The organism is Mesorhizobium waitakense (assembly GCF_056431085.1).
Genome location: NZ_JBWKME010000097.1, coordinates 43,337 through 51,449, shown reverse-complemented (window position 1 = coordinate 51,449; position 8,113 = coordinate 43,337). Strand labels below are relative to the sequence as shown.

Genomic DNA, 8,113 nt, shown 5'->3' with positions numbered 1-8,113 from the left:
TCACCTATGCTATCGGTCCATTCTGTTACCTATCTATCAGGTTCGGACACCGGCACCTTCTCCCCGTATAGTGACGGGGAGAAGGGAACTGGCCGCAACGTCGGCGCCCTTCCTCCCGCGCAGATTGGCGAAATCATCAAGGACGGTGTCTTTCTCCCCGTCACTATACGGGGAGAAATGTCCGGCAGGACAATGAGGGGCGGCGCCTACCGAACGAAAAACTACTCGAACACGATGTTCGGCACCGCATCCGCGGCCGCATCACGCTCTTCATTGATCCGGTCCCAAACCTTCGAGGCGATATCCCGGTAGATCCTTGCCTCGGCGCCGTCGGGCTTCGAGACAACCACCGGCGTTCCGGCATCCGAGCTTTCGCGAATGCCCATCTCGAGCGGCACTTCGCCAAGGAAGGTGACGCCCAGACGCTCGGCTTCGCGGCGCGCGCCACCATGGCCGAAGATGTCGTAGCGTTTGCCGGTATCCGGAGCGATGAAATAGCTCATGTTCTCGACGATGCCGAGCAGCGGCACGTCGACCTTCTTGAACATGTTGAGGCCCTTGCGGGCATCGATCAGCGCCAGATCCTGCGGCGTCGAGACGATGACGGCGCCAGCCAATGGGACCTGCTGGGCCATGGTCAGTTGCGCGTCGCCGGTGCCGGGCGGCATGTCGACGACGAGCACATCGAGCCGGCCCCATTCGACCTCGCGCAGCATCTGCGTCAGCGCCGACATCACCATCGGACCGCGCCAGATCATCGGTGTCTCCTCATCGACGAGGAAGCCCATCGACATCACTTTAAGCCCATAATTCTCCATCGGTTTCAGGATCTTGCCGTCGACGGTCTGCGGCCGGCCGTGGATGTTGAGCAGGCGCGGCATGGACGGGCCATAGATGTCGGCGTCGAGCACGCCGACGCGCAAACCATTGGCGGCGAGGCCAAGAGCGATGTTGACGGCCGTGGTCGACTTGCCGACACCACCCTTGCCGGAAGCGACGGCGATGATCGCTTCTATGCCAGGCACGCCACGCTTGCCCTGGCTGTGCGAAGCCGGAGCGTGCGGAGCGGCACGCGGCGCGGTGGCAGCCGGCGGCGCTGGCCTGGGTGCAGGGCGCGATGGAACCGGCGCTTCCATACCGCCGCCTTTCTTTTCCGCCGTCAGTGCAACGACGGCACCGGCAACGCCGGGAATAGCCTTGACGACGCGCTCGGCAGCAGCCCGCAGCGGTTCCATCTCCTGGGCGCGGGCGGCGGGAACGGTGATCGAGAAGAAGACCTTGGAATCGGCGATGAAAATCTCGGAAACCATGCCAAGGTCAACGATGTTGCCGGTGAAATCCGGGCCATTGACCGTCTTCAGCCGCTCGGTGACGATTTCCTTGGTGACGGACATCAGTTCTTCCTTATGCAAGCTTTGGCCTGAGATAGTGCAGTTTCCGGACAGAACCAAGCCGTGGAGCAATTGCTGCCTTGGTGTGCCCGCAAAAACGACGGGCGGTGTCGGAGCAGCCGGCATTTTGCGAACCGGCGATCGCCAAACGGCCCCTCTGATCTATTTCAAGGATCGACATGAGCAATCAATCGAGATGAGCAATCAGGGAAGGAGACGATCATGCTCGCAAACAGCAATGCAACGGCCAATGTGGCGGTGAAAGACCTGGCGAGGGCAAAGGCCTTTTATGAAGGGACGCTGGGCCTCGAGCAGGTGGATGATATGGGTGGCGAACTGATCGTCTACAGAAGCGGCACCACGCTTATCAATGTCTATCATTCGCAATTCGCAGGCACCAACAAGGCGACGGCGGTGACCTGGACGGTCGGCGACGAGATCGAGACCATCGTCAAGTCGCTGAAATCCAAGGGTGTCGCCTTCGAGCGCTATGAGATGCCCGGCCTCACGCTGGAGGGCGACGTCCATGTCGGCTACGGCATGAAGGTCGCATGGTTCAAGGATCCCGACGGCAATATCCTGAACCTCGTCGATAGATAGGCTATTGCGCATTTCGGGGAGGCGGGGCGAGCATGATCCGGAACAGGCACTCCTGACCGAGCCGTTGGCTCGCTCTAACCGTTTGTTCTGCTGCATTTATGCGGACACCAAAATGCTCTAGCTTCCGTCCATGATCGACAAGCTGGAATTCTTCATCGCACTGGCCAAGGAAGAGCATTTCGGCCGGGCGGCGGAAGTGTGCGGGGTTACCCAGCCGACGCTGTCGGCCGGCATCAAGCAGCTCGAGGGCCAGCTCGGCGTGATGCTGGTGCTGCGCGGCTCGCGCTTCCAAGGGCTGACGCCCGAAGGCAAGCAGGTATTGGTCTGGGCGCGTCGCATCGTCGGCGACACCCGCACCATGAGAGAAGAGATGCGGGCGGCGCGCCACGGCCTGTCTGGTCGCATCCGCATTGCCGCGATTCCGACCGCCCTGGCCATGGTGGCGCGGCTGACGACCCCCTTTCGGGCAAAACATCCCGGCGTCACCTTTTCGGTGCTGTCGCGGACCTCGATCGAAGTGCTGTCGCTGCTCGGCAATTTCGACATCGATGCCGGCATCACCTATCTCGACAACGAGCCGCTGGGGCGCGTCACCAGCGTGCCGCTCTATGACGAGCGCTATCAACTGATCACTGCGATGGGGAATCCCTATTCCGACCGCGACAAAGTGACATGGGCCGAGCTTAGCAGCCTGCCGCTCTGCCTGCTGACGCCCGACATGCAGAACCGCCGCATCATCGACCAGCACCTGGCCGAGGCCGGGGTACAGGTGCGGCCGACACTCGAATCCAATTCGATGATCGTACTGTTTTCGCACATCCGCACCGGCAAATGGTCATCGATCATGCCCCTTAACCTGGCGGAAACATTCGGCTTTTCCGAACCGATCCGAGCCATCCCGATCGTCGAGCCAGACGCCAGCCACACGGTCGGCCTGGTGGCTGCGCCGCGCGAGCCGCACACGCCACTGGTCTCGGCGCTGCTGGACGAGGCGATGGCGCTGGCGGACGATTTCCACGCCCGCCGCTAGGCTAGACAATAGCGGCCGACCAAGCTCGATAGAAGATTTCTATCGAGCAACGAAACGGCTTTATTGATTCCGAGGGTTTCCTCTGATTTTGTAAAGACTTAGCGATAAAAGCTATCGACCAGGGAGGGCGCTGCATGCCAATGCAGCCTGCAAGTACCGAGATCACATCGCGCACGACCGCGATCATCCAGGAGCTGAAAGGCCTCGAAGGCCCGCTGCTGCCGATCCTGCACGGCATCCAGGAAGAGTTCGGCCATGTGCCGCAGGATGCGCTGCCAGTCATCGCGGAGGCGCTGAACATCTCCAGGGCCGAGGTGCACGGCGTTGTCACCTTCTATCACGATTACCGCAGCCATCCGGCCGGCCGGCATGTGCTGAAGGTCTGCCAGGCAGAATCCTGCCAGTCGATGGGTTCCGACGCCATCGCCGCCAAACTGAAGCAGTTGCTGGGCATAGGCTTCCACGAGACGACCCGCGACGGTTCGGTGACGCTGGAGCCGGTCTATTGTCTCGGCCTGTGCGCCTGTTCGCCCGCCGCCATGCTCGATGGCGAAGTGATCGGGCGGCTCGATGACGAGAAGCTCGACGAGATCGTTGCCGAGGTGCGCTCATGATCCCGCGTATCTACATTCCCGCCGATTCCGGCGCACTGGCGCTTGGCGCCGAAAAGGTCGCCAAGGCGATCGCCAGTGAACTGGCGGAGCGCGGCATCGAGGCCAAGATCGTGCGCAACGGCTCGCGCGGCGCTTATTTCCTCGAACCCATGGTCGAAGTTGCGACAGCCAACGGCCGTGTCGCCTATGGCCCGGTCAAGCCATCCGACGTCAAAAGCCTGTTCGACAGCGGCTTCCTCACCGGCGGCCCTCACAAGCGCTGGCTGGGCGCGCCGGACAAAATCCCCTTCCTGGCCAAGCAGACGCGGCTGACCTTCGCGCGTTGCGGCGTGATCGATCCGCTGTCACTCGAATCCTACAAGAAGCATGGCGGTTTGAACGGGCTGACGAACGCGTTGGCATTGACGCCCGCCGCCATTGTCGCCCAAGTCACCGAATCCGGACTGCGCGGGCGCGGCGGCGCTGGCTTCCCGACCGGCATCAAGTGGAAGACGGTGCTCGATACCGTTGGCGACCGTAAATACATCGTCTGCAACGCCGACGAAGGCGACTCGGGTACCTTCGCCGACCGCATGATCATGGAGGGTGACCCCTTCGTGCTGATCGAAGGCATGACGATCGCCGGAATCGCCACGGGTGCCACCAAAGGCTTTGTCTACGTCCGCTCGGAATATCCGCATGCGGTGGCGATGATGAACAAAGCCGTCGAGGTTGCCCGCAAGGCCGGCGTGCTTGGCGCGAGCGTGTTGGGCTCACCCTACACTTTCGACATGGAGATCAGGGTTGGCGCAGGCGCCTATGTCTGCGGCGAGGAGACGGCGCTGCTTGACTCGCTCGAAGGCAAGCGCGGCATGGTCCGCGCAAAGCCGCCGCTGCCGGCTCACAAGGGGCTGTTCGGCAAGCCGACGGTGATCAACAACGTCATCTCGCTGGCCTCGGTGCCCGTCATCATGGACAAGGGTGCGGCCTTCTACAAGGATTTCGGCATGGGCCGTTCGCGCGGCACGATCCCGATCCAGATCGCCGGCAACATCAGGTATGGCGGCCTGTTCGAAGCGGCCTTCGGCATGACTTTGGGCGAGATCGTCGACGACATCGGCGGCGGCACGGCGACGGGGCGCCCGGTCAAGGCGGTGCAGGTCGGCGGACCGCTCGGTGCCTATTTCCCGCGCGCGCTGTTCGACACGCCGTTCGATTATGAAGCCTTCGCGGCCAAGGACGGGCTGATCGGCCATGCCGGCATCGTGGTGTTCGACGACACTGCCGACATGCTGAAACAGGCACGGTTCGCCATGGAGTTCTGCGCCATCGAAAGTTGCGGCAAGTGCACGCCCTGCCGCATCGGTTCGACGCGCGGTGTCGAGACCATCGACAAGCTCGCCGCAGGCATCGAGCCGGAGAAGAACCTGGCTCTGGTCACCGACCTCTGCAACACGATGAAATTCGGCTCGCTCTGTGCGCTGGGCGGCTTCACGCCTTACCCGGTTATGAGCTCGATCACCCATTTCCCCGACGACTTCAAGCCTGCGCCAGTGCGCGTGGCTGCTGAATAGGAGCTGGCAGATGAACATCAAGGCCGACTTCCCATCACTCGTCGAAGAGATCGACTACGGAACTCCGCAATCGAAGGCGCACAAGCAGGTCACGCTGAGTGTCGACGGCCGCAGCATCACCGTGCCGGAAGGCACCTCGATCATGCGTGCCGCGATGGAAGGCGGGGTCGAGATCCCGAAGCTTTGCGCCACCGACATGCTGGACTCCTTCGGTTCATGTCGTGTCTGCCTTGTCGAGATCGAAGGGCGCGGCGGCACGCCAGCATCCTGCACGACACCTGTCGGCGAAGGCATGGTGGTGCATACGCAGTCCGGGCGGCTTGACGCCATTCGCCGCGGCGTCATGGAGCTTTACGTCTCCGACCATCCGACCGGCTGGAACGAGACGGCCGGAACCGGAGCCAGCGAGTTCGATGCGGTGGCGAAGTCGATCGGCTTGACCGAGAACCGCTACGGCATCGAGGGCCGCAACCACGTCAAGCAGGAAAACGGCGTAGCGCCCGGCCATGGCTCGCTGACGGTCGATTACATCGCACGCGACGAATCCAACCCCTATTTCACCTATGATCCCACGCAATGCATCGTCTGCTCGCGCTGCGTGAGGGCCTGCGAAGAGGTGCAGGGCACCTTCGCGCTGACCATCGAAGGACGTGGTTTCGAATCCAGGGTTTCGGCGGGAATGCACGAGGCGTTCATCGATTCGGAATGCGTGTCCTGCGGCGCCTGCGTGCAGGCCTGTCCGACCGATGCGCTGCGCGAAAAAACAGTCCTTGCCAAAGGCCTGCCGGAGCGCTCGGCCGTCACCACCTGCGCCTATTGCGGCGTTGGCTGCTCGTTCAAGGCCGAAGTGAAGGATGACGAGGTCATCCGCATGATGCCCTACAAGGAGGGCAAGGCGAACCACGGTCATTCCTGTGTCAAGGGCCGTTTCGCTTATGGCTACGCCACCCACAAGGACCGCATCTTGTCGCCGATGATCCGCGAAAAGATCACCGACCCCTGGCGCGAGGTGACCTGGGAAGAGGCTATTTCCCACACGGCCAAGGAATTCCGCCGTATCCAGTATCAGTACGGCCGCACCGCGATTGGCGGCATCACCTCGTCGCGCTGCACCAACGAGGAAACCTACCTCGTCCAGAAGATGGTGCGGCAGGGCTTCCGCAACAACAATGTCGACACCTGCGCGCGCGTCTGCCACTCGCCGACGGGCTACGGGCTCGGCCAGACCTATGGCACCTCGGCCGGCACGCAGGATTTCGACTCCGTCGACTACACAGACGTTGCCGTCATTATTGGCGCCAATCCCGTTTCAGCCCACCCGGTGTTCGCCTCGCGGCTGAAGAAGCGGCTGCGTCAGGGCGCCAAACTGATCGTGCTCGATCCCCGTCGCACCGAGATGGTCAAGTCGACACATGTTGAAGCGGATTATCACCTGCCGCTGAAGCCCGGCACCAATGTGGCGGTGCTGACGGCGCTGGCGCATGTGATCGTCACCGAGGGTCTTTTCAACGAGGCCTTCATTCGCGAACGTTGCGACTGGGCGGAGTTCCAGGATTGGGCATCGTTCGTCGCCTTGCCGGAAAACAGCCCTGAAACCGTCGGCAAACTGTCCGGCGTCGATCCGGAACTGATCCGCGGCGCGGCGCGTCTCTATGCTACGGGGGGCAACGGCGCGATCTATTACGGCCTCGGGGTGACGGAACACAGCCAGGGCTCAACCACGGTGATGGCGATCGCCAACCTCGCCATGGCCACCGGCAATATCGGCCGGCCGGGCGTCGGCGTGAACCCGCTGCGTGGCCAGAACAATGTGCAGGGCTCCTGCGACATGGGCTCGTTCCCGCACGAACTGCCGGGCTACCGTCATATCTCCGGCGAAGCCGTGCGCGACATCTATGAAAGCCTGTGGGGCGTGAAGCTGGACGACGAACCCGGCCTGCGCATCCCCAACATGCTGGACGCCGCCGTCGACGGCAGCTTCAAAGGGATCTACATCCAAGGCGAAGACATTCTGCAGTCCGATCCCGATACCAAGCATGTCGCCGCCGGTCTGGCTGCCATGGAATGTGTCGTCGTGCATGACCTCTTCCTCAACGAGACGGCGAACTACGCGCATGTCTTCCTGCCGGGCTCGACCTTCCTCGAGAAGGACGGCACCTTCACCAATGCCGAGCGTCGCATCAACATGGTGCGCAAGGTTCTGGAGCCGAAGGCGCGCTACGCCGATTGGGAAGCGACGCAGGAGCTTGCCCGGGCGATCGGGCTGGATTGGAACTACCAGCATCCCTCCGAGATCATGGACGAGATCGCCCAGACGACGCCGAGTTTCGCCGGCGTCTCCTTCGAGTTGCTCGACCGTGTCGGATCCGTGCAATGGCCCTGCAACGAGAAGGCACCGCTCGGCACCCCGATCATGCATATCGATGGTTTCGTGCGCGGCAAGGGCAAGTTCATCCGCACCGAATATGTGGCAACGGACGAAAGGACCGGCCCGCGCTTCCCGCTGCTGCTGACCACCGGCCGCATCCTGTCGCAGTACAATGTCGGCGCGCAGACCAGGCGCACCGACAACATCATGTGGCACAGCGAGGACCGGCTGGAGATCCACCCGCACGATGCGGAGAATCGCGGACTGCGCGACGGCGACTGGGTCCGGCTGACAAGCCGCTCAGGCGAGACGACGTTGCGCGCGCTGATCACCGACCGGGTGTCGCCCGGCGTGGTCTACACGACCTTCCATCATCCGGACACGCAGGCCAACGTCATCACCACCGACTTCTCCGACTGGGCGACCAACTGCCCGGAATACAAGGTGACGGCGGTGCAGGTCGGCGCCTCCAACGGCCCGTCGGAATGGCAGCGCGACTATGACGAACAGGCCAAGCAGAGCCGGCGCATCGCCTCGCTGCAAGCGGCGGAGTAGTC

The 8,113-nt window shown here is 62.6% G+C and carries 6 protein-coding genes; 5 read left to right on the top strand and 1 reads right to left on the bottom strand.

Features of this window, described 5'->3' with window-relative positions; all coding sequences use genetic code 11:
* Positions 1–221: 221 nt before the first annotated feature.
* Entirely contained in the window at positions 222–1,397 is a 1,176-nt protein-coding gene (locus AC07FD_RS20915; RefSeq protein WP_478351382.1) for an Mrp/NBP35 family ATP-binding protein, read from the bottom strand.
* A 216-nt stretch (positions 1,398–1,613) separates the two neighbouring features.
* Here AC07FD_RS20915 and AC07FD_RS20910 point away from each other — a divergent pair, with 216 nt between their 5' ends.
* From AC07FD_RS20910 to fdhF, 5 genes are all read left to right on the top strand, one after another.
* Entirely contained in the window at positions 1,614–1,991 is a 378-nt protein-coding gene (locus tag AC07FD_RS20910) for a VOC family protein (RefSeq protein ID WP_478351380.1), read from the top strand.
* Positions 1,992–2,121: 130 nt separating this feature from the next.
* Positions 2,122–3,021, top strand: coding sequence for a LysR family transcriptional regulator (locus tag AC07FD_RS20905; RefSeq protein WP_478351379.1), 900 nt, complete (start codon positions 2,122–2,124; stop codon positions 3,019–3,021).
* A gap of 134 nt (positions 3,022–3,155) precedes the next feature.
* Complete coding sequence (locus AC07FD_RS20900; RefSeq protein WP_095082625.1) at positions 3,156–3,635, top strand: formate dehydrogenase subunit gamma; 480 nt, start codon at positions 3,156–3,158, stop codon at positions 3,633–3,635.
* A complete protein-coding gene (locus AC07FD_RS20895) occupies positions 3,632–5,188 on the top strand; it encodes a formate dehydrogenase beta subunit (protein WP_478351378.1) in 1,557 nt (518 codons plus the stop codon). The genes AC07FD_RS20900 and AC07FD_RS20895 overlap by 4 nt, the downstream gene beginning before the upstream one ends.
* 10 nt (positions 5,189–5,198) lie before the next feature.
* A complete protein-coding gene (fdhF, locus tag AC07FD_RS20890; protein WP_478351377.1) occupies positions 5,199–8,111 on the top strand; it encodes a formate dehydrogenase subunit alpha in 2,913 nt (970 codons plus the stop codon).
* The last annotated feature ends 2 nt before the right edge of the window (positions 8,112–8,113 follow it).